The organism is Coprococcus sp. AM97-35, from assembly GCF_027697525.1.
In the GTDB taxonomy this organism is placed as follows: domain Bacteria; phylum Bacillota; class Clostridia; order Lachnospirales; family Lachnospiraceae; genus Allocoprococcus; species Allocoprococcus comes.
The window spans coordinates 1-21,883 of the sequence record NZ_JAQESL010000031.1 but is presented as its reverse complement, the minus strand read 5'-3'; the positions used below and the strand labels follow the sequence as shown (position 1 = coordinate 21,883).

General features: G+C 43.4%; 20 protein-coding genes. 10 read left to right on the top strand and 10 right to left on the bottom strand.

Annotated features, from left to right (window positions below; genetic code table 11):
- Positions 1-341: 341 nt before the first annotated feature.
- From rsmG to rpmH, 8 genes are all read right to left on the bottom strand, one after another.
- Positions 342-1,058: a 16S rRNA (guanine(527)-N(7))-methyltransferase RsmG gene (gene rsmG, locus PG840_RS14775; protein ID WP_008371371.1), complete on the bottom strand. Its 717-nt coding sequence runs from the start codon at positions 1,056-1,058 to the stop codon at positions 342-344.
- A gap of 360 nt (positions 1,059-1,418) precedes the next feature.
- Positions 1,419-3,311: a tRNA uridine-5-carboxymethylaminomethyl(34) synthesis enzyme MnmG gene (mnmG, locus tag PG840_RS14770; RefSeq protein WP_270613816.1), complete on the bottom strand. Its 1,893-nt coding sequence runs from the start codon at positions 3,309-3,311 to the stop codon at positions 1,419-1,421.
- A complete protein-coding gene (gene mnmE / locus PG840_RS14765; RefSeq protein WP_008371374.1) occupies positions 3,277-4,656 on the bottom strand; it encodes a tRNA uridine-5-carboxymethylaminomethyl(34) synthesis GTPase MnmE in 1,380 nt (459 codons plus the stop codon). Before mnmE ends, mnmG begins: the two co-directional genes overlap by 35 nt.
- A 327-nt stretch (positions 4,657-4,983) precedes the next feature.
- Positions 4,984-5,892 carry an RNA-binding cell elongation regulator Jag/EloR gene (jag, locus tag PG840_RS14760; protein ID WP_022220246.1) on the bottom strand — a complete coding sequence of 303 codons (909 nt, stop codon included), beginning with the start codon at positions 5,890-5,892 and terminating at the stop codon, positions 4,984-4,986.
- Positions 5,893-5,905: 13 nt separating this feature from the next.
- Positions 5,906-7,177, bottom strand: coding sequence for a YidC/Oxa1 family membrane protein insertase (locus PG840_RS14755; protein WP_270613815.1), 1,272 nt, complete (start codon positions 7,175-7,177; stop codon positions 5,906-5,908).
- A gap of 51 nt (positions 7,178-7,228) precedes the next feature.
- A complete protein-coding gene (yidD, locus tag PG840_RS14750) occupies positions 7,229-7,441 on the bottom strand; it encodes a membrane protein insertion efficiency factor YidD (protein WP_008371384.1) in 213 nt (70 codons plus the stop codon).
- Positions 7,442-7,491: 50 nt separating this feature from the next.
- Entirely contained in the window at positions 7,492-7,836 is a 345-nt protein-coding gene (gene rnpA, locus PG840_RS14745; protein WP_008371385.1) for a ribonuclease P protein component, read from the bottom strand.
- A 58-nt stretch (positions 7,837-7,894) separates the two neighbouring features.
- Positions 7,895-8,029, bottom strand: a complete 135-nt coding sequence (rpmH, locus tag PG840_RS14740) for a 50S ribosomal protein L34 (protein WP_022220244.1) — start codon at positions 8,027-8,029, stop codon at positions 7,895-7,897.
- 239 nt (positions 8,030-8,268) lie between these two features.
- Here rpmH and dnaA point away from each other — a divergent pair, with 239 nt between their 5' ends.
- The 6 genes from dnaA to gyrA all read left to right on the top strand — a co-directional run bounded on the left by dnaA (position 8,269) and on the right by gyrA (position 16,763).
- The gene (gene dnaA / locus PG840_RS14735) at positions 8,269-9,669 is read left to right on the top strand and encodes a chromosomal replication initiator protein DnaA (RefSeq protein WP_008371387.1); all 1,401 of its coding nucleotides are present in this window, start codon (positions 8,269-8,271) and stop codon (positions 9,667-9,669) included.
- Between the two features lie 182 nt (positions 9,670-9,851).
- Positions 9,852-10,961 carry a DNA polymerase III subunit beta gene (gene dnaN, locus PG840_RS14730; RefSeq protein ID WP_008371388.1) on the top strand — a complete coding sequence of 370 codons (1,110 nt, stop codon included), beginning with the start codon at positions 9,852-9,854 and terminating at the stop codon, positions 10,959-10,961.
- A 22-nt stretch (positions 10,962-10,983) separates the two neighbouring features.
- Positions 10,984-11,193, top strand: coding sequence for an RNA-binding S4 domain-containing protein (locus PG840_RS14725; protein WP_022220243.1), 210 nt, complete (start codon positions 10,984-10,986; stop codon positions 11,191-11,193).
- Positions 11,194-11,205: 12 nt separating this feature from the next.
- On the top strand, positions 11,206-12,291 hold the full coding sequence (gene recF, locus PG840_RS14720; RefSeq protein WP_270613814.1) for a DNA replication/repair protein RecF: 1,086 nt from the start codon (positions 11,206-11,208) through the stop codon (positions 12,289-12,291).
- A gap of 10 nt (positions 12,292-12,301) precedes the next feature.
- A complete protein-coding gene (gene gyrB / locus PG840_RS14715; RefSeq protein ID WP_022220242.1) occupies positions 12,302-14,218 on the top strand; it encodes a DNA topoisomerase (ATP-hydrolyzing) subunit B in 1,917 nt (638 codons plus the stop codon).
- Positions 14,219-14,228: 10 nt separating this feature from the next.
- Complete coding sequence (gyrA, locus tag PG840_RS14710) at positions 14,229-16,763, top strand: DNA gyrase subunit A (protein WP_270613813.1); 2,535 nt, start codon at positions 14,229-14,231, stop codon at positions 16,761-16,763.
- A gap of 274 nt (positions 16,764-17,037) precedes the next feature.
- Here the strand turns inward: gyrA and PG840_RS14705 are convergent, their stop codons facing one another.
- The gene (locus PG840_RS14705; protein ID WP_195250908.1) at positions 17,038-17,595 is read right to left on the bottom strand and encodes a biotin transporter BioY; all 558 of its coding nucleotides are present in this window, start codon (positions 17,593-17,595) and stop codon (positions 17,038-17,040) included.
- A gap of 50 nt (positions 17,596-17,645) precedes the next feature.
- Positions 17,646-18,617 (bottom strand): biotin synthase BioB, encoded by a 972-nt coding sequence (gene bioB / locus PG840_RS14700; RefSeq protein ID WP_117559177.1) that lies wholly within the window; start codon positions 18,615-18,617, stop codon positions 17,646-17,648.
- Positions 18,618-18,812: 195 nt separating this feature from the next.
- Between bioB and PG840_RS14695 the strand changes: the two genes are divergently transcribed.
- From PG840_RS14695 to PG840_RS14680, 4 genes are all read left to right on the top strand, one after another.
- Positions 18,813-19,655, top strand: coding sequence for a fumarate hydratase (locus PG840_RS14695; RefSeq protein ID WP_055248668.1), 843 nt, complete (start codon positions 18,813-18,815; stop codon positions 19,653-19,655).
- Positions 19,656-19,787: 132 nt separating this feature from the next.
- Entirely contained in the window at positions 19,788-20,228 is a 441-nt protein-coding gene (locus PG840_RS14690; protein ID WP_022220240.1) for a C-GCAxxG-C-C family (seleno)protein, read from the top strand.
- Positions 20,229-20,293: 65 nt separating this feature from the next.
- The gene (locus PG840_RS14685) at positions 20,294-20,845 is read left to right on the top strand and encodes a Fe-S-containing hydro-lyase (protein ID WP_055158083.1); all 552 of its coding nucleotides are present in this window, start codon (positions 20,294-20,296) and stop codon (positions 20,843-20,845) included.
- A 3-nt stretch (positions 20,846-20,848) separates the two neighbouring features.
- The gene (locus tag PG840_RS14680) at positions 20,849-21,580 is read left to right on the top strand and encodes a lysophospholipid acyltransferase family protein (RefSeq protein ID WP_117836198.1); all 732 of its coding nucleotides are present in this window, start codon (positions 20,849-20,851) and stop codon (positions 21,578-21,580) included.
- Positions 21,581-21,883: the final 303 nt, after the last annotated feature.

The following is a 21,883-nucleotide window of genomic DNA, read 5'->3' as shown; positions in this document are numbered from 1 at the left end:
TTTCTCTGAAAAACAAAACAGAAGGATGATTATTGGGCTTTTTGCAGAAATAATCAAGCTAAATGAAAATAAAAAATCAGATTTTAAGCGGGTAAAAAATTGAACTTACCCGCTTTTTGAAATGAAATAGGAAAACAAATTTCTGGCAGAACTGCATACAAAAAATAAAAATACATTTTCAAAGCATACAAAAATTGAACTATCAAAAATACAAAATAGAATAAACTATAACAATTAAAATTGAACTATTGTAAAAAGAACTAATAGCAGAAGTTCAATGCAAAGAAAAAATAGTTCAATTTCAATTGCGGCATATACAGACTACAGGCATGTATAGCTGTTTATCCGTGGATAGGTTCTTTGGAAGGAAGTCCTGCTTTTCGAGGAAACTTCTTCCCGGTAGGCTTGATTTTTTTGATCTTTACAAATGAACGGCTGATATCACTGCCTGGAAGCTGGAATACAACTGGTTTATTTTGTGTACCTCCAAGGACATGTACTGCGGTTTTTGCAGCGGAAAGTTCATCGACAATATCACCGGATTTGTAAGAAACAAAAAATCCACCAACTTTTACATAAGGGAGGCAGTATTCGGATAATGTAGATAAATTGGCCACTGCACGTGAAACACAGAGGTCAAACTGTTCCCTGTAGTCTGCCTGACGGGCAAAATCTTCTGCTCTGCCGTGGATTGTATGGATATCCGTAAGATTTAATTCTTCAATCACACTGTCAAGGAAACGGATTCTCTTATTTAAAGAGTCAAGCAACGTGATTTTCAGGTGCGGAAAGGCGATTTTTAAAGGAATTCCGGGGAATCCGGCGCCTGTTCCTATATCGATCACGGTTTGAACTTTACTGATATCCAGAGCCTTTACTAATGCAAGGCTGTCGACAAAATGTTTTTCGTTTACTTCTTCGTACTCGGTGATACCGGTGAGATTCATAACCTTGTTCCATTCCACCAGCATTTCGTAATATTTATCAAACTGATTAAACTGGGTCTGCGTTAATGTGATACCTAATTCTGCAAGCTGTTGCTCAAATTTTTTACTCATATTGCTCCTTTTTCCCCTAAAAGTACACATCTTTGCGGAAAATAAACAGTAATTTACACTGCTTTGCACCAAATAGGTACACAATTTCTGAGAAGATAGCACCTTAAAGGTACACGATAAAATGATAATGTTTTTAAATAAATACAATCATGCACCTAAAAAGTATACGAAAAGATGAAAAAACATACTTTTTGCCCTATAAAGTACACGATAAAACCATTTCTTTGAAAATAGATGTGTACTTTTTGGGTGATGCCCTCAAAAGTACACATCTATATAAAGGGAAAAACAGAAACCAGAAATAATGGATTCTGTAATATCCCAAAAAAGATCAAAATACAGGTCTGGTTATCTGGCGGTCTAATGTCCTAGATATACCAGTAATACAGAAATATCGGCAGGTGAGACACCGGAAATACGGGATGCCTGACCGATGGAAAGCGGTCGGAACTGCTTTAATTTCTGCACAGCTTCGATTCGCAGGCTCGGAACAGCATCGTAATCGATATCTGCCGGTATTTTCCTGGTTTCAAGCTTTTTAAACTGTTCTACCTGTTTTAACTGGCGCTTGATATAGCCTTCATATTTGATGTTGATATCAATTTGTTCCATAATCTCTCGACTGAAGCTTTCTGTTCGCAAATGGTCGATAGGTTCGAGAAGCTCATAATTCAGCTCAGGACGCTTAATAAGCTCAGCAAGTGTAGATCCTGAAGTAAGAGGCGTACTGCCGCAATTTGTGAGAAAATCCGTGATTTCCTGGGAAGTTCCAACGTTGGTATGCTCAAGCCTGTGGATCTCCTTGCGGATGATTTCTTCTTTGTCTAACAACATCTGGTATCTCTCGTCTGAAATAAGCCCTATTTTGTGCCCTATTTCGGTTAGTCTCTGATCGGCGTTGTCCTGGCGCAGGAGTAACCGGTATTCGGCACGTGAAGTCATCATACGATATGGTTCGTGGCTTTCTTTTGTAACCAGATCATCGATCAGAACACCGATATAAGCCTGGGAACGGTCTAAAATTAACTGTTCTCTTCCAAGAACCTCCAGTGCGGCATTGATTCCGGCGATAAGTCCCTGAGCGGCTGCTTCTTCATATCCCGAACTTCCGTTGAACTGACCACCGCTGAACAAACCATGAATAGATTTGAACTCAAGTGTCGGCTGAAGCTGTCTTGCATCGATACAGTCATATTCAATTGCGTAAGCATTTTTAACTATTTTTGCGTGTTCAAGACCAGGCACACTTCTGTACATTTCATATTGAACATCCTCTGGAAGTGAACTTGACATTCCGCCAATGTACATTTCATTGGTCTCCAGACCTTCTGGTTCAATGAACACCTGGTGCCGTTCTTTATCGGCAAATTTTACAATTTTGTCCTCGATAGACGGACAATAGCGTGGTCCGGTGCCTTCGATCATACCGGAATAAAGTGGGGAACGATCCAGGTTTTTACGGATGATCTCATGGGTTGTAGGATTGGTATAGGTAAGCCAGCAGGAAGCCTGCTCAATCTGCACATCTTCTGGATCCGTTGTGAACGAAAAAGGTACGACCCTCTCGTCGCCGAATTGCTCTTCCATTTTGCTGAAATCAATGCTGCGCTTGTCGATACGTGCCGGTGTACCGGTTTTGAAGCGGTACATCTTAATACCAAGCTCCTTCAGACAGTCGGTCAGATAATTTGCTGCCTGTAGCCCGTTTGGACCGGTATGCGTGCTGACATCACCGTAAATGCATCTTGCCTTCAGGTAGGTTCCGGTACACAGTACAACGGTCTTGCAGCGGTATATAGCACCAGAATAGGTCTGAACGCCCGTTACAGAACCATCTTCCACAAGGATATTGACGACTTCACCTTGCCGGATCTCCAGGTTCTCCTGGTTTTCCAGCGTCTGTCGCATGGTATTGCTGTATTTGTTCTTATCTGCCTGGGCGCGCAAGGAATGAACGGCAGGCCCTTTAGATTTATTCAGCATCTTTGACTGAATAAATGTCTTGTCGATGTTCTTTCCCATTTCACCGCCGAGCGCATCCAGCTCACGTACCAGGTGTCCCTTTGAGGTACCGCCGATATTCGGGTTGCATGGCATCATGGCGATACTTTCTACACTTACGGTGAAAACAATCGTTTTCAGACCGAGTCTTGCGCAGGCAAGGGCAGCTTCGCAGCCGGCATGTCCCGCACCAACTACAACGATGTCGTATGCGTCTTTATTTTCCCATACAGAATTTGCTGAATATTTCATTTACTAAATCTTCTCCTATCGTCTCTCCGGTAATGCTTCCCAGAGATTCATATGCATCCATTAAGTCAATTGTGAAAAAGTCTTCCGGCATCTGGTTTTCAATGCTCTCTTCTACCTTTTTCAGGCTGGAAAGTGCATCGGCAAGAGCTGTTTTGTGTCGGATATTGGTGATATAAACCTCATCGTTAAATGAGATATCACCGTGATAAAACATCTCTTTTAAAGTAGATTCCAGTTCATGGATCCCGGTCTCCTCTTTTGCGGAAATATCGATCATTGGCTTAGTTATCAACGTTTCTAAAGCCTTTTTATCAACAACTGTGGATAAGTCACTCTTATTCAGTAGTATCACAGCTTTCTTATCCCGGATCATCTCGATGATCTCGTGATCATTTTCATCAAGAGGTCTGGATGCATCGACCACATAGATGATCAGATCGGCTTTTTCTGCATTTTCTTTTGCTTTATCCACACCGATCTTCTCTACGATATCAGAGGTATCGCGGATTCCGGCGGTATCCATGATGTTTAAAGAAACGCCCTGAAGCTGGATATTTTCCTCCAGAACATCTCTTGTGGTTCCGGCAATCTCGGTTACGATTGCCTTTTCTTCGCCTACCAGAACGTTCATCAGAGAGGATTTCCCGGCGTTCGGTTTCCCGACGATAACCGTCTTGATGCCTTCTTTGATGATACGTCCGTCATCGGCAGTATCCAGAAGACACTGGATTTTCTGCTGCAGATCCTTTACGACGCCCAGGAGACTGTCACCATATCCGTCTACGCTGATATGCTCTGGATCATCAAGTGCACTTTCGATAAAAGCGGTATGGTAAAGGATTACTTCACGGATTTCTTTAATCTTATTGTGGACAGAGCCTTTCAACTGGTTTACCGAGCTTTGTAGTGCATAGTCATTCTTGGAGCTGATGATATCGATCACGGCTTCGGCCTGTGACAGATCCATTCGGCCGTTCAGAAAAGCCCTTTTGGAAAATTCACCCGGTTCAGCAGGTCTTGCACCGTATTTGATCACGGTTTCAAGTATCTTTCTTGTGACAAATACACCGCCGTGACAGTCGATTTCCACAGTATCTTCACCGGTGTAGCTGTGCGGCCCACGCATTAAAAGAACCAGCACTTCATCAATCGTCTGCTCTCCGTCCATGATATAGCCATAGTGAATGGTATGGCTTTTTTGTTCGGACAGAAGCTTCGGGCTTTTGCCTTTGTAAATTTTGTCAATAATAGAAAACGCATCTTCTCCGCTGAGACGCACGATTCCGATTCCGGAATTAGTCATTGCTGTGGAGATTGCTGCGATTGTGTCTGTTTTAAATCCCATTTTATTGCTTCCTTCTATACTTTTGTAATAAATGCGATGTTATCATTTTACCCCGAAAGCTGTCAAAATGGAAGTGCCTATTGTGAAGAGTAGAAAAAAACCGCGTTACTGTTCACAGTACCTGTGACCAGCAACGCATCTCGCCATTTTAAATCGCCTTTGGCGATGGGCGAGATGGCATTCACGGTAAAACGTGCATCCTCCGTGCCAATCAGCGTAGTGATTGACACGGGAGTGAACAGTAAAAAAACCGCAGCCATTAAATGACTGCGGTTTACTGTGAACGATTCAGTTATAACGGTGTATGCAACCAATTTGCGTTACTGTTTAACGGCGGTTCGGTGTTACAACAACACGTCTGTATGGTTCTTCGCCCTCGCTGTGGGTAGAAACTCTGTCATCAGCCTGCAGAGCGGAATGGATGATTCTTCTTTCATAAGGATTCATCGGCTCCAGTGAGATCGGCTTTCTGCTTCGTTTTACTTTGTAAGCGATATTCTTTGCGAGATTTTCAAGAGTCTGTTTTCTTCTTTTGCGGTAGTCTTCTGTGTCGAGTTTGACACGTACATAACCATCCTGTGACTTGTTGGCTACACGGTTGGTGAGGTACTGGAGAGAATCCAATGTCTGTCCACGCTTACCGATCAGGATACCCATGTTGTCACCGCTCATCTCAATTGCAAGAGCACCTTCTTCATCAATGGAGGATACGATAGTTACTTCGCCCATTCCCATTGCCTGAAGAACTTCCTGTAAGAATTTCTCACAGATCTTCTGTGTAGCTTCTGTTACAACGGCTACATGAAGTTCTTTCTTTTCTTCATAAACCGGAGCTGCTGCTGTTACGGCAGAGGCTGTTTCTGTTTTGTTTTCTTTTACAAATTCTTTCTTAGGCTCTTTTTTGAAGTCCTTTTTCGAATCTTTTTTGTATTCTTTGTGTTCTTTGTACTCTTTACGTTCTTTGTGTCCAACGAATTCCTTGCGGTCTTTTCGGAAATCCTTCTTGAATTCTTTTTTGATCTCTTCCGGTTTGATTTCTTCGGCTTTGATTTCTTCTGTTACAGTTTTTTTGATACGGGCACGGATAACTGCCTGACGGCTTCCGATTCCGAGGAAGCCTGCACTTCCTTTTTCAATTACGTCATATTCCATCTGATCGCTGGCAACGCCAAGCTGAATGGAAGCCTCTGTAATCGCATCATCTAAAGTTTTTGCTGATACTGTGATCTCATTCATTTAACTTGTCCCCCTATTTATTGCCTTCGTTAAAACGCTTTACAAGGTTCGCTTTGTCTGCAAGGCTTCCGGCCTTTGCATTTTCATTTTTCTTCTTTGCTTCTTCGAGCTTTTCTTCAAGTTCTTTTGTCTGAGCAGCTGTTCTTACCGGCTCATGAATGTTTTTCACGTTCTTATGAGCCATTTTGTTTACATTGCTTGCATCCACTTCGTTTTTGTTCTTGCGTTTTTCAGCAGCTTTTTCCATATTCTCTTTGATCAGTTCATCCATCGGAATCTTATTCAGATGTTTGTTGATAAAGAACTGCTGTACCATACGGACAACGGCACTTGCAACCCAGTAGATTCCAAGACCTGTAGGTAATGTGAAACACATAAATACAGATACAAGAGGAAGGGTAACGTTCATTGTCTTCATGGTTGAAGCCATCTGGTCAGCCTGCGGATTGTTCGTAACTGCAGTTGTCTGCTGAGAAAGCTTCACGCTCAGGTACTGGGAAAGTCCTGAAAGGATAGGAATCAGCACTGCCATGATCACAATTCCCCATGCGCCGGCTTTTACACCGTTGCTAATGAGGTTCATAGGAGTTTCCGCAATGTTAAGTCCAAGGAAGTTATTCATGGACTTTAATGTATCGACGGTGCTGTCGATCGTAGGCTGCAGATCCGGAAGCTTCTTGCCGAGAGTTTCCCAGGTTGAAGTCTGGAATTTGTACAGTACGTCGATCAGTACGTTTTTATCAGAGTAATTATATTTGGAGGCGGACATAAGGATCGGTTTTGCTTCGCCGATCTTTTCCATGACCTTCTGCCATCCATCCTGTGCCATGATAGAGGTAAGAATCGGTGTGTATACCGCTTTAACCTGCCCAACATAAGCAGGGATGTTGCGGATTACATAGTACATTGCCCAGAGAATTGGGAACTGGATAAACATACTTAAGCATCCGCCGGTCGGTGATACTCCGTATTTTTCATAAACCAATTGTGTTTCTTCCTGCATCTTCTGCATGGAAGCCTGATCATTTTTTCCTTTGTACTTCTGCTGAACCTTCTGGAGCTCAGGGTTCATTGCAGCGGACATCTTGGAAAATTTCTGTTGCTTGATGGTGAGCGGCATCAGTAAAGTGTAGATGACAATTGTCAAAAGAATAATACATACACCCAGGTTGTGAATGCCGATTAAATCCATTACCCGGTAAATACCATCCATGATCTTACCGAGCAGCCAGGCAGCCTGTCCGATGATCGGTGTGCTGACCTGTGTCATTAAAATTCCTGTCATAACCTTTCCTCCATAAACATTTCCGTCCCGGTATTTGGACGGCCTATAGGTTTAAGGCACCGGATCATATCCACCTTTGGCGAATGGATTGCATCTGAGGATTCTCCATACGGTCAGAAGGCCTCCTTTAAACGCCCCGTATTTTTCAATCGCCTCCAGCGCATATTCTGAGCAGGTAGGGATGTAAATGCAGTGTGTATATACCTTCATAGGTGATAAATATTTTCTGTAAAAACGAATCAAATATAATAATATCTTTTTCATAATTTCAGTGCCTCGTAGTGTATATCCGTCTTCTCGATATACTGAACTGGCTAATTGCAGTCCGAATAAATGTGATGAAGTTTGCCCAGATGGATGAGAGCGCTTTCAATCTCATGGTATGACCGGTCTTTGGCGGTCGTCCTTGCGATGATCACGATATCATATCCACATTGGAACTGTTCTTCGTGTAACCTGTAACTCTCACGGATCAGCCTTGTTAAATGATGTCTTATGATGCTGTTCCCAACTTTTTTGCTGACGGAAATTCCGACGCGGTTGCGTCCGAGATCATTCGCCAGGAGATACATTACAAGGTACTTGTTGCCATAAGGTTTTCCCTTTCTGTATACAGACTGGAAATCCCTGTTTTTCTTCAATGATTCGGAAAATTTCATACTTTATTCTCCCGATTTACATAAATTTGCATAGAAGAAAAGGCCACATATATGTGACCTATGCTGATAATACTTTTCTTCCTTTTGCTCTTCTTGCTGCAAGAACTTTTCTTCCACCTGCTGTGGCCATTCTTGCTCTGAATCCATGAACTTTCGCTCTGGAACGTTTCTTTGGCTGGAATGTCATCTTCATTGATATCCACCTCCTATCGATTTCTTCTTATATGAATAGAAGCTTATTTACGTTTTTAAGACATCGTACTTCATTATAATCAAAAAAGCTGTCTCCGTCAAGCAGTTTTAATAAAGTTTCGACCCTTATTTTAAGGAAATTATGAATAAGTTTATGGTTTTTGATTGATTCTGAAATCGTTTTAAGGTAGAATATAAGAGTATGATTATGCTTATTTTGAAGATGAATGGGGCAGGAATATGGACGTCATAAAAGAAAAATGGGAAGAGATCATTCAAAAGCTAAAAGTAGAATATTTTCTATCGAACATTTCTTTTGAAACGTGGATACGCCCGCTGGAGGTATATGAGATCAGAGGCAACACTCTGTATCTTACCGTTAATTTTAAGGCGAGCATCGAACACATTCAGAATAAATATCTTCTTCCGCTTAAAGTATGCATCGCGGAAGTTACCGGGACAGAGTATCAGATTAAGTTTATTCCCAGAGATCTGCCGCGCGAGCAGCAGCGCAGATATCTGGAGAAGACTGCGCCCGTAAAAGAGAAGACACATAAGCATAAAGAGGTAAGCCCGATAGCTGAAAAAGCGAATCTGAATCCGAAGTATACGTTTGATACCTTTGTGGTAGGAGGGAATAATAATTTTGCACATGCCGCATCACTGGCAGTTGCCGAATCTCCCGGTGAGGTTTACAATCCTCTGTTTTTATATGGTGGGGTAGGACTTGGCAAGACCCATCTGATGCATTCGATCGCACACTACATACTGGACCGGGAACCATCGAAGAAAGTCCTGTATGTGACAAGTGAGACATTTACCAATGACCTGATCACGGCGATCCGCAACGGAAAGACCGGCAACGATCTGGCGATGAATGCATTCCGCGATAAGTACCGCAATAATGACGTACTTCTGATCGATGACGTACAGTTCATTATCGGCAAAGAAAGTACACAGGAAGAATTTTTCCATACGTTCAATCATCTGCACAATGCCGGAAAGCAGATCGTCATTTCCAGCGACAAACCGCCAAAGGATATGACGACACTGGAGGCGCGTCTGCGGACAAGATTTGAATGGGGACTGATCGCAGATATTTCGGTGCCGGATTACGAGACACGTATGGCGATTCTTTATAAGAAAATAGAACTGGACCAACTGGAAAGATATCAGATTCCGGATGAGGTGATCCAGTATATTGCGATGAACATCAAGACCAATATCCGAGAACTGGAAGGCTCACTTAACAAGCTGATCGCGTTATACCGGATCGGTGGAAGAAAGAATTTTGATGTTTCTCTGGCGGCAGAAGCACTGAAGGATATGATCGCACCGGACGATAGCCACAAGGTGACGCCGGAGCTGGTTCTGGATGTTGTCTCCGATCATTTTAATGTTTCCGTTTCTGAACTTAAGGGAAGTCGGAGAAATGCAAGAACGGCCGGAGCCAGACAGATCGTGATGTACCTGTGCAGGCAGATGACGGATGCGTCTCTTCAAAGTATCGGTGATCTGCTCGGAGGGCGTGACCATTCCACTGTGAACCACGGTGTGGACAAGATTGCCCGGGATGTAGAAAAAGATGAGACTTTGAGAAATACGATCGAGATCATTCAGAAGAAAATCAGCCCGCTGTAGAAAAGTTTTCCATGATCTGCCAGGGAAGAAAAAGAACTGTCCACGGACTTGTCAAAGCCTTAAATCCTTTTGAATCAAGGCCTTAAAGTACTTGTCCACAATTCAACAGACACTACTAAGATAACTACGGATTTGTTTTATATAAATATATATTTTGCGCGTCGAAAGGAGTTTTACACATTATGAAAATCAGATGTCTTAAATCAGATCTTGTGAAAGGGGTCAGCATTGTATCAAAAGCTGTTCCGACAAAGACAACCATGCCGATCCTGGAATGCATTCTGATAGATGCAACTACAGATATTATCAAACTTACAGCGAACGATATGGAGCTTGGGATCGAGACTGTGATCAGAGGGCAGATCGATGAGAAGGGAATGATCGCACTGGATGCGAGGATTTTCTCAGATATCGTAAGAAAGCTTCCTGATAATGAAATCGTGATTGAAAGTGGAGTGAACTTTCAGACGCTCATTACCTGTGAAAAAGCAAAATTCAATATTTCCGGTAAATCCGGTGAAGATTTTTCTTATCTGCCGTATATTGAGAGAGAAAATCCGGTTTCTATTTCCCAGTTCACACTGAAAGAAGTGATCCGCCAGACCATTTTCTCAATTGCAGACAACGACAGCAACAAACTGATGACAGGAGAACTCTTCGATATGAACGGGGATATTCTGAAAGTGGTATCCCTTGACGGACACCGTATTTCCATCCGAAAGATCGAGCTGAAGGAATCTTATGAACCGAAGAAGATCGTGGTTCCGGGAAAGACCCTGATCGAAGTCAGCAAGATCCTTTCAGGTGAAGCAGACAGCGAAGTGAGACTGTATTTCACAGCCAACCACATTGTATTTGAATTTGATGATACCGTTGTGGTATCCAGACTGATTGAAGGAGAATATTTCCGTATCGAGCAGATGCTGTCCAATGATTATGAGACAAAAGTAAGAATCAATAAAAGAGAACTCCTGAACTGTATTGACCGTGCAACTCTTCTTGTAAAAGAAGGTGATAAGAAGCCGATCATCATCAACATTCAGGATGAAATGATGGAACTTAAGATCAAGTCAGAGAAGGGTACGATGGATGAAGAGATTATGATCACTAAAGAGGGAAAAGACCTCTTGATCGGCTTCAATCCGAAGTTCCTCATTGACGCACTTCGTGTCATTGATGACGAAGAAGCAGATCTTTACTTTATGAATGCAAAGGCTCCTTGCTTTATCAAGGATGAAGGAGAAAGCTATGTATACCTGATTCTTCCGGTGAACTTCAGTGGAGCAGTATAGGAATTTAGAGAGGACAAAAATTATGGAGACAATCAAACTCAGAGATGAATTTATCAAGCTTGGTCAGGCACTGAAAGCAGCAGGTCTTGTAGGATCCGGTGTGGAAGCCAAGGAAGTCATTACAGAAGGTCTGGTAAAGGTTAATGGAGAAGTAGATACCAGACGTGGTAAAAAATTATATGACGGCGACGTTGTTACATTTAACGGAGAAGAGATCAAGATTGAAAAATAGGCTGGCACAGGTATGATTATCAAATCATTAAAATTAAAAGATTACAGAAATTATGAAATATTGAATATTGAATTTGATCATGCCACGAATATTTTTTACGGTGATAATGCGCAGGGCAAGACGAATATCCTGGAAGGGGTGTATTTGTCGGGAACCACGAAGTCTCACAGGGGGACGAAGGACCGGGATCTGATTCGATTCGGGCAGGATGAGGCTCATATTGAGACTGTCATTGAGAAAAATGGCGTTCCATGGCAGATCGATATGCACCTGAAGAAGAACAGTCCGAAAGGGATTGCGATTAACAAGGTCCCGATCCGGAGGGCGAGTGAGCTTTTCGGTCTGACGAATTTTGTGTTTTTCTCGCCGGAGGATCTGAACATTATTAAAAATGGTCCGGCGGAGAGGAGAAGGTTCATGGACCTGGAGCTTTCACAGCTTGATAAGGTGTATCTTAGTGACCTGGCAAATTATAACCGCACACTCAATCAGCGGAACCGTCTGCTGAAGGATGCCTATTACAGAGATGATATACTGGACACACTGGATGTATGGGATATGCAGCTGGTTCAGTATGGAGAAAAGATTATTCAGAGAAGGCTCCGGTTTATCGAGGAGGTCAATGCGATAATCGGAGACATTCACCATAAACTGACGGGAGGCAGGGAAAGGATCGGCCTTTCGTATGAACCTGGATGCGGAACACTTTCACTTGAGGCGGCGCTTGAGAAGAACAGGGAGCGCGATATCAGGATGAAGAGTACCTCGGTGGGACCTCACCGGGATGATATCTGTTTTATGGCAGGTGGGATCGACATCCGCAGATTCGGATCGCAGGGGCAGCAGAGGACAGCGGCACTTTCGCTGAAACTGTCTGAGATCGAGCTGGTACGGCAGATCATAAAGGATACGCCGGTGCTGCTGCTTGACGATGTATTGTCTGAACTTGACAAACACAGGCAAAACTATTTACTGGACAGTATTCATGATATACAGACTCTGATCACCTGTACGGGACTTGACGAGTTTGTCAATCATCGATTTTCAATAAATAAAGTATTCCATGTTCAGAACGGACATGTATCAAAAGAGAATTAGGAGGATCAATATGAGTGCAGAATATGGAGCAGACCAAATCCAGATACTGGAGGGGCTGGAAGCAGTAAGAAAGAGACCTGGTATGTATATTGGCAGTACATCTTCAAGAGGACTTCACCATCTTGTCTATGAGATCGTTGACAACTCGGTGGATGAAGCGCTTGCAGGATATTGTGATCATATCCAGGTGTTCATCAATCCGGATAATTCAATTACGGTTATAGATAACGGACGTGGTATTCCGGTGGGGATCAACCACAAAGCGGGACTCCCTGCGGTAGAGGTTGTATTCACCGTGCTTCATGCCGGCGGTAAATTCGGCGGTGGAGGATACAAGGTATCCGGTGGACTTCACGGTGTAGGAGCTTCCGTTGTAAATGCGCTTTCTGACTGGCTTGAGGTTGAGATCTGCCACGAAGGGAAGGTGTACAGACAGAGATATGAAAAAGGACATGTTGTTTACAAGCTGAAGGTTGTAGACGAATGTGATCCGGAGAAGACAGGAACAAAGGTAACCTTCCTTCCGGATGAAACTATTTTCGAAGATACAGTATTTGATTATGATACGTTAAAACAGAGATTCCGTGAGATGGCGTTCCTTACCAAGGGACTTCGCATCAGCCTGACTGATCTCCGGGATGAAGAACCGAAGGAAAGAGTGTTCCACTATGAAGGCGGTATCAAGGAGTTCGTTCAGTACTTAAATCGCAGTAAGACTCCGCTTTATGAGCAGATCATCTACTGTGAAGGAACAAAAGATAATGTAGAAGTTGAAGTTGCAATGCAGCACAATGATTCTTATACAGATAACACCTATGGTTTTGTAAATAATATCACAACACCGGAAGGTGGGACCCATGTGGTCGGATTCAGAAATGCGATCACAAAGACCTTTAACGACTATGCGAGAAAGAACAAATTATTAAAAGACAGTGAGCCGAATCTTTCCGGTGAGGATATCAGGGAAGGTCTTACAGCAATCATCAGTGTTAAGATCGAGGATCCTCAGTTTGAAGGACAGACCAAGCAGAAGCTCGGTAACAGTGAAGCGAGAGGTGCGGTTGACAGTATCGTCAGCAGCCAGCTTCAGATCTTCCTTGAACAGAATCCTGCTATTGGAAAATCAATTGTTGAGAAGTCGGTTATGGCGCAGAGAGCAAGAGAGGCGGCCAGAAAGGCGAGAGATCTTACCAGAAGAAAATCCGCACTGGAAGGCATGTCACTGCCTGGAAAGCTTGCAGACTGTTCAGACAAAGATCCATCCAAGTGTGAGATCTACATCGTAGAGGGAGACTCTGCGGGAGGTTCTGCAAAGACAGCCCGTGACAGAGCGACCCAGGCGATCCTGCCACTTCGTGGAAAGATCCTGAATGTAGAGAAGGCAAGACTGGATAAGATCTACGGTAATGCCGAGATCAAGGCAATGATCACTGCATTCGGTACAGGAATCCATGATGATTTCGATATTTCCAAACTGAGATATCACAAGATCATCATCATGACCGATGCCGATGTCGATGGAGCACATATCAGTACACTGCTTCTGACATTCCTCTATCGTTTTATGCCGGAGCTGATCAAACAGGGCTATGTATATCTGGCTCAGCCGCCGCTTTACAAGCTGGAGAAGAACAAGAAAGTCTGGTATGCATACAGCGATGAAGAACTGGCGAAGATCATCAGCGAAGTCGGACGTGATCAGAACAATAAGATTCAGCGATACAAAGGTCTGGGTGAGATGGACGCAGAGCAGTTATGGGATACCACAATGGATCCGCAGCATCGAATCTTAAGAAGAGTGACAATGGACGATGAGACATCTTCCGAACTGGATCTTACCTTTACAACCCTGATGGGAGATAAAGTAGAACCAAGACGAGAATTTATCGAAGAGAATGCAAAATTTGTTAAGAACTTAGATATATAGGAGAATACCAATGGAAGATAATATTTTTGATAAAGTTCATGAAGTGGATATGAAAAAAACCATGGAAGAGTTCTATATCGATTATGCCATGAGTGTTATTGCTTCTCGTGCGCTTCCGGATGTAAGAGACGGTCTGAAACCTGTTCAGAGACGTATTCTTTATTCGATGATCGAGTTGAACAACGGTCCTGACAAGCCGCATCGTAAATGCGCGCGTATCGTCGGTGATACCATGGGTAAATATCACCCGCATGGTGACAGTTCTATTTACGGAGCCCTCGTTAATATGGCACAGGACTGGTCTACCCGTTACATTCTTGTAGACGGTCACGGTAACTTCGGTTCTGTGGACGGTGACGGTGCTGCCGCAATGCGATATACCGAGGCAAGACTTAGTAAGATTTCGATGGAAATGACAGCGGATATCAATAAAGATACCGTTGATTTTGCACCGAACTTTGACGAGACAGAAAAAGAACCGACCGTACTTCCGTCAAGATTCCCGAACCTTCTGGTAAACGGAACCTCCGGTATCGCGGTAGGTATGGCAACCAATATCCCACCGCACAACTTAAGAGAAGTCATCGGTGCGGTTGTGAAAATTATTGATGACCAGATTGAAGATAAAGATGAGACCACGATCGAAGAGATCATGGAGATCATCAAAGGACCTGATTTCCCAACGGGAGCAACAATCCTTGGAACAAGAGGAATCGAAGAGGCTTACCGTACAGGACGTGGAAAGATCCGTGTGCGTGCGGTATCCAATATCGAGCCAATGCAGAATGGAAAGCACAGAATCGTAGTAACCGAGCTTCCGTATATGGTCAACAAAGCCCGCCTGATCGAGAAGATCGCGGAGCTTGTAAGAGATAAGAAGATTGATGGAATCACAGACCTGAGCGACCAGTCAAGCCGTGAAGGTATGCGTGTCTGCATCGAATTGAGAAGAGATGTGAACCCGAATGTCGTTCTGAACCAGCTTTACAAGCATACACAGCTGCAGGATACATTTGGTGTGATCATGCTTGCATTGGTCAATAATGAGCCGAAGGTTATGAGCCTTCTGGAAATCCTGAACCATTATCTGAAACATCAGGAAGACGTTGTGACCAGACGTACCAAATACGAGCTGAATAAGGCAGAAGAACGTGCACACATCTTGGAAGGTCTGCTGATCGCCCTGGATAACATTGATGAGGTTATTAAGATCATCCGTGGATCCAAGACCGTACAGATTGCGAAAGCAGAGTTGATGAGCCGCTTTAACTTAAGTGATGCACAGTCCCAGGCTATCGTGGATATGCGTCTGAGAGCTCTGACCGGTCTGGAAAGAGAGAAGATGGAAACAGAGTATGCAGAGCTTGAGAAGAAGATTGCAGAGTACAAGGCGATCCTCGCAGACAGAAAGCTTCTGCTTGGCGTAATTAAGAAAGAAATCCTTGTGATCTCTGAAAAATATGGAGATGACAGAAGAACGGCCATCGGATTTGATGAATACGACATTTCTACAGAGGATCTGATCCCGAGAGAAGATGTAGTGATCACCATGACCAAGATGGGATACATTAAGAGAATGAGCAACGATACTTTCAAGAGCCAGAATCGTGGCGGCAAGGGTATCAAGGGTATGCAGACTCTGGATGAAGACTATGTAGAAGAGCTGTTCATGACCAATACTCACCAGTATATTATGTTCTTTACCAATACCGGACGCTGCTATCGCCTGAAGGGATATGAGATTCCGGAAGCAGGAAGAACTTCCCGAGGTACAGCAATTATCAACATCCTTCAGCTTCAGCCGGATGAGAAGATCACAGCAATGATTCCGATCAAGGATTTCAAGGAAGGTGACTATCTGTTCATGGCAACCAAGAAAGGTCTTGTTAAGAAGACTCCGATCCTGGATTACGCAAATGTAAGAAAGACAGGACTTGCTGCGATCACACTCCGTGAGGATGATGAACTGATCGAAGTTAAGATTACGGATGATGAAAGAGATGTTATTCTCGTTACGCAGTATGGTCAATGCATCCGTTTCCATGAATCTGATGTACGCTCAACCGGAAGGACCTCTATGGGCGTTCGTGGTATGAATTTAAGTGACCGTGATGAAGTTGTTGCAATGCAGCTTGATGCGCAGGGTGAAGAGCTTCTGATCGTATCTGAAAAGGGTATGGGCAAGAGAACCCGCATGGAAGAATTCACAGCCCAGAACCGTGGTGGAAAAGGCGTGAAGTGCTATAAGATCACAGAGAAGACCGGAAATGTAGTCGGTGCGAAGGCAGTAGGTCCGGATGATGAGATTATGATCATCAACACAGATGGTATCGTGATCCGTATGGAATGTGCGGGGATTTCCGTACTCGGAAGAATCACATCAGGTGTTAAACTGATCAATCTGAAGGAACACGAAGAAGTTGCAAGTATCGCAAAGGTACGCAGGGCTTCAGGTGAACTGGAGGAAAACGCAGAAGAGACTGCAGAAGAAGCAAATACAGAAGCAACTGTTGAGACGGTTGTAGAAGAGCAGACAGAAGAATAAAGATCTGAGCGAAAGTAGAAATACAGAAGTAGGATAAATCATAAAGAGACTGGACAGGGAATATGCAAATGCCTTGTCTGGTCTCTTGCTTTGTTTTGTGAGGCTGCATGGAAAGAAATGTTATGGCATGGCTTACGTTTGCTCTGGTAAAAGCCAGATTAAAAAAACAAAGAAGTCCGGAAACGCTGCGGCAAACAGGCATTTCCGGGCTTTGTAGAGGGGGCTGAATTATTATTTTACCAGACTTCAAATGTTCTGGCAGATGCCGTGCATCTTACTGTGCAACAGCTCCGAGTCTTTTGCGGATTTCAGGTCCGATGATCATGGCGATCACCATCTTGATCAGGTCCGCCGGGATAAATGGAATGACACATACTGCAAGGGCAGCAGATACAGTGTAACCTGCCTGAATGCAGAACCATGCAGTTCCGAATGCATAGCAGATTACAGTCCCAACGATCATTCCAAGAATCTGGATCCATCTCTGACTGAATTTGTCAATTACAATACCGGCAATGATTGCCATTGGGATGAAACCAATGATATATCCGCCAGTTGGTCCGGCAAGCTTTCCGATTCCTCCGGTGAATCCGGAAAATACAGGAAGTCCCACAAGTCCGAGAAGAAGATAAAGGATATAGCTGATCGTTCCTTTCTTCCAATCCAGAAGATAGAGAGAAAGATAAATTGCAAAGTTGGTAAGTGAAATCGGTACCGGTCCGATCGGTATGGAAAGCGGTGCAAGAATGCAGGTGACAGCGGTCATAAGAGCGGTGACAGCCATTGCGTAAGTATTGGTAGTTCTAAGTGTCTGAGTGTTTCCCTGAGTCATGTTAAGTATTCTCCTTTTAGAATGTTAATAATGTTCGGCGTGTCAATAAATTAAGCAGATTCGATCTCATATGTAAAACCGGCATCCGTAATCGTCCGGATCGTATCTTTGATTCCCTGACCATCTGCGGTCAGATAACCGGAAGCGAAGATGGAATCTACAACGCTGAGAAGCTTCTTTTCTTCACCTTTAAAATAAACCTCACGTCCGGCAGCACAACGGATATCTGACTGCGGAACCAGAAGTCTTGCAAGGCAGAGAACCTTCATGCAATACTCAGTTGTGAGTTCGGAAATATCAGCATCACCGAGCGGAGTTCCCGGAATTGGCAACAGGAAGTTGATCGGCAGAGCTTCCGGCTGGATCTCACGAAGCTCCAGAAGCATATCAACAACATCCTCTTTGCTTTCGCCCATTCCAATGATTCCGCCACTGCAGATTTCAAATCCAAGTCCCTGAAGCATTTTGATATTCTGAACGCGCTGCTCAAAAGTATGGGTAGAACAGATGTGACTGTAGTAAGCCCGGCTGCTGTTCAGGTTGTGGTTGATCCGGTCGAGTCCGGCTTCTTTTAACATTAGAGCCTGTTTTTCAGTAAGAAATCCGATGGAACAGCAAAGGTGGGTTCCGTCTTCCTTCATCTTGCGGATCTTAGAAGCCAGTTCTTCGATCTCTTCGTCGGTGAATTTCATACCGCTGAGTCCGATGCAGTGTCTGGAAAGATGATGTTCATTTACAAAATCATTATCTTTATATAACTTCTCATCAGCTACCCACTTATATTTGTCGATATCGGCTTTTGAACGACAGGATTGTGCACAGTAAGCGCAGTCCTGTGAGCAGTTACCGCTGCGGGCATTGGTAAGAATATGAATACTTACATGATTGCCCTTATATTTTCTGCGCAGTTTTTCAGCTTGTGCAATGAGCTGATCGAGTTCTTCGTCCGGTGTATTCAGGATTGCAATCGCATCTTCTCGTGAAAGCACTGGATCTGTAGTTGTTTCAATTTCAGAAATCATAAGTAAACCTTCCTTGGTAAAAAAATATCAAATACATTCCACACTTTAACATGCAAAAGAAAGAATGTCAACTTAAAATTTTATAAGGTTAACAATTGGAGGTAATACAGGTTTATTTGAAGATGATTACATTGCAGATGAAAAAAAACCATAGTATAATAAAAATCAGATTATGAAATGCAGGAGGAAAAACCAATGCGTACATTGAACGTGGAAGAGATTTCAAAGAATATCAAAGAAATGTGCATTGAAGCGAACCATTTTCTTTCAAAAGATATGGACATTGCGATGAAAAATGCAGTTTCAACAGAGAAGTCACCACTGGGGAAAAAGATATTAAGTCAGCTTCAGGATAATCTGAAGATCGCCGGAAAAGATATGATCCCAATCTGCCAGGATACTGGAATGGCAGTCGTATTTCTTGAGATCGGACAAGATGTACATTTCGAAGGCGGCAACCTGGAAGATGCGGTAAATGAAGGGATCCGTCGGGGGTATGTTGACGGATATCTGAGAAAATCCGTCGTGAAAGATCCGATTCTCAGAGAGAATACAAAAGATAATACACCGGGAATCATTCATTATAAAATTGTTCCGGGCGATCAGGTGAAGATCAAGGTCGCACCAAAAGGCTTTGGAAGCGAAAATATGAGCCGTGTATTTATGCTGAAACCGGCAGACGGAATCGAAGGAGTAAAGGAAGCAGTTCTTACGGCAGTAAAAGATGCCGGTCCGAATGCCTGTCCTCCGATGGTTGTCGGCGTGGGAATCGGCGGCACATTTGAAAAATGCGCACTGATGGCAAAAGAAGCACTTACAAGAGAAGTCGGAAGCCATTCAGACATTCCATATGTAAAAGAACTGGAAGAAGAATTACTGGAGCGGATCAACAAGATTGGAATCGGACCGGGCGGGCTTGGGGGAAGTACAACCGCGCTGGCTGTCAATGTCAACACTTATCCGACTCATATTGCCGGACTTCCGGTAGCTGTAAATATTTGCTGTCATGTTAACCGCCATGTGATCCGCACTATTTAATTTACCGGGGGATTCTGAAAAGACTTTCCGTGCCGAAGATATGTACACGTGCGAAGATGAAGCATGTTACAAATGGTTTCTGCCCGGTGAGAGGATGTGTAATATTTAAAGGAAAATGAAAAGAGGATAATTATGAATACAAATGTAGACGTAGACGCAATGCGAAAAGATGCGGTTGAGATTTTTCAGAAAGGGTTCGCTTGTTCAGAGTCGGTGATCTATGCGATCAAAAAGGGCTTTGATCTTGATCTGTCAGATGATGCGATCGCTATGTCATCCGGATTCCCGTGGGGGCTCGGAGATGGTGGCTGTATTTGTGGTGCGCTTGCAGGAGCAACCATGTGCATCGGCTATTTTTTCGGAAGAAGAACACCTGGAGATGAAGCCTTTTTGAAATGCCAGCGGCTGACGAAAGAGTTTCACGACGCATTTAAAGAACATTGCGGAGCAACCTGCTGTCGTGTGCTGACAAGAGGAAAAGAAAAAAATTCTCCGGAGAGAAAAGCGCAGTGCATTAGTTTTGTAGACTTTACAGTTGAGAAACTGGCTGAAATTATTTTAAGAGAATTATAAGACTCCTGTTAGCAGTTAAAAACGCCGCAGCAGAATACAGAAAAAGAATCAGGAAGGAAAAGGATATGGAAAGACATATTACAGTTCCAGTAGCAAAGGAAGAAATACAGGATTTAAGAGCAGGAGATTATGTATATCTTACGGGAGTTATTTATACCGCCCGTGATGCTGCTCATAAAAGAATGGATGAAGTGCTTTCAGAAGGAAAAGAGCTTCCACTTGATATTAAGAATCAGATGATTTATTATATGGGACCATCTCCGGCGAGAGAAGGAAGACCGATCGGCTCAGCAGGACCGACAACAGCAAGCAGAATGGACAAATATGCACCACGCCTTCTGGATCTGGGACTTGGCGGAATGATAGGAAAAGGGAAAAGAAGCCAGGCTGTCCAGGATGCGATCGTGAGAAATAAAGCAGTTTATTTTGCAGCAGTTGGAGGAGCAGGAGCGCTCCTTTCAAAATGTATCAAAAGAGCAGATGTGATCGCATATGATGATCTTGGCACAGAAGCGATCCGCCGCCTGGAGATCGAAGACCTTCCGGCAATTGTTGTGATCGACTCCGAGGGCAATAATTTATACGAGACAGCCGTCAAAGAGTATGCGGAGGAATAGGGAATGAATTGTGTAAAAAGAATTGCACTTATGGTAATTCGGAATATTCTGCTTGTTCCGTTTATGTGGTGCAAGCTGTGTTACTATGCCGCGCACGTAGACAAGTATCCGGAGATCACCCGATATAAGCTTCTGAAATATATTGTCAAAAGAGCCAATAAAGGCGGAAATGTAACAATCGAAGCATATGGAAAAGAAAACATCCCCAAAGAGGGAGGGTTTATGTTTTTTCCGAATCATCAAGGGCTTTATGACGTACTCGCAATTGTTGATGCCTGCCCGCGCCCGTTTTCGGTGGTGGCAAAAAAAGAAGTGGCAAATGTTCCACTTCTCAAGCAGACATTTAAATGTATGAAGGCCTACATGATCGACCGCGAAGATATCCGTCAGTCTATGCAAGTGATCATGGATGTTACAGAGGAAGTAAAGAAAGGAAGGAACTATCTGATCTTTGCAGAAGGAACCCGCTCGAAGATGGGGAACAAGCTTCTTGAGTTTAAAGGTGGAAGCTTCAAGGCGGCAACAAAAGCGAAATGCCCGATCATACCGATTGCGTTGATCGATTCTTTTAAACCGTTTGATACAAATAGTATCGCACCGGTAACGGTACAGGTACATTTCCTGGAACCGATTTATTATGAAGAATATCAAAATATGAAGACGACAGAGATCGCAAAAGAAGTAAAAAGAAGAATAGAAGAAACCATATCTGAATATGAACCAAAGGAAGCATAAAATAAAGATAAGGTAAAAAGGACAGACTCTTTGCTAGATATAGTGAAAAAGAGTCTGTTTCTTCTATATATAGATAATTAGAAAACAAACTTAAAAAAAGAAAAAAATAATCGAAAAAACCGTTGACAGAAAAAGGGTTCTTAGGTATAATTATCAATGCGCTGTGAAGTTACATTAAAAGTATGTAAACACACAGTTAAATACAGACCTTGGATCGGGCTGAGGAGAAATACTCAAGAGGCCGAAGAGGCGCCCCTGCTAAGGGTGTAGGTCGGGCAACCGGCGCGAGGGTTCGAATCCCTC

What these genes read in the sequence shown, in the direction of transcription:
- bioB (WP_117559177.1), bottom strand. Translation starts at nt 18,617, where the DNA reads ATGATTTCTGAAATTGAAACAACTACAGATCCAGTGCTTTCACGAGAA.
- dnaA (WP_008371387.1), top strand. Translation starts at nt 8,269, where the DNA reads ATGGACGTCATAAAAGAAAAATGGGAAGAGATCATTCAAAAGCTAAAA.
- mnmG (WP_270613816.1), bottom strand. Translation starts at nt 3,311, where the DNA reads ATGAAATATTCAGCAAATTCTGTATGGGAAAATAAAGACGCATACGAC.
- recF (WP_270613814.1), top strand. Translation starts at nt 11,206, where the DNA reads ATGATTATCAAATCATTAAAATTAAAAGATTACAGAAATTATGAAATA.
- gyrA (WP_270613813.1), top strand. Translation starts at nt 14,229, where the DNA reads ATGGAAGATAATATTTTTGATAAAGTTCATGAAGTGGATATGAAAAAA.
- rsmG (WP_008371371.1), bottom strand. Translation starts at nt 1,058, where the DNA reads ATGAGTAAAAAATTTGAGCAACAGCTTGCAGAATTAGGTATCACATTA.
- dnaN (WP_008371388.1), top strand. Translation starts at nt 9,852, where the DNA reads ATGAAAATCAGATGTCTTAAATCAGATCTTGTGAAAGGGGTCAGCATT.
- rpmH (WP_022220244.1), bottom strand. Translation starts at nt 8,029, where the DNA reads ATGAAGATGACATTCCAGCCAAAGAAACGTTCCAGAGCGAAAGTTCAT.
- mnmE (WP_008371374.1), bottom strand. Translation starts at nt 4,656, where the DNA reads ATGGGATTTAAAACAGACACAATCGCAGCAATCTCCACAGCAATGACT.
- PG840_RS14680 (WP_117836198.1), top strand. Translation starts at nt 20,849, where the DNA reads ATGAATTGTGTAAAAAGAATTGCACTTATGGTAATTCGGAATATTCTG.
- PG840_RS14705 (WP_195250908.1), bottom strand. Translation starts at nt 17,595, where the DNA reads ATGACTCAGGGAAACACTCAGACACTTAGAACTACCAATACTTACGCA.
- jag (WP_022220246.1), bottom strand. Translation starts at nt 5,892, where the DNA reads ATGAATGAGATCACAGTATCAGCAAAAACTTTAGATGATGCGATTACA.
- PG840_RS14690 (WP_022220240.1), top strand. Translation starts at nt 19,788, where the DNA reads ATGAATACAAATGTAGACGTAGACGCAATGCGAAAAGATGCGGTTGAG.
- PG840_RS14755 (WP_270613815.1), bottom strand. Translation starts at nt 7,177, where the DNA reads ATGACAGGAATTTTAATGACACAGGTCAGCACACCGATCATCGGACAG.
- PG840_RS14685 (WP_055158083.1), top strand. Translation starts at nt 20,294, where the DNA reads ATGGAAAGACATATTACAGTTCCAGTAGCAAAGGAAGAAATACAGGAT.
- PG840_RS14695 (WP_055248668.1), top strand. Translation starts at nt 18,813, where the DNA reads ATGCGTACATTGAACGTGGAAGAGATTTCAAAGAATATCAAAGAAATG.
- PG840_RS14725 (WP_022220243.1), top strand. Translation starts at nt 10,984, where the DNA reads ATGGAGACAATCAAACTCAGAGATGAATTTATCAAGCTTGGTCAGGCA.
- gyrB (WP_022220242.1), top strand. Translation starts at nt 12,302, where the DNA reads ATGAGTGCAGAATATGGAGCAGACCAAATCCAGATACTGGAGGGGCTG.
- rnpA (WP_008371385.1), bottom strand. Translation starts at nt 7,836, where the DNA reads ATGAAATTTTCCGAATCATTGAAGAAAAACAGGGATTTCCAGTCTGTA.
- yidD (WP_008371384.1), bottom strand. Translation starts at nt 7,441, where the DNA reads ATGAAAAAGATATTATTATATTTGATTCGTTTTTACAGAAAATATTTA.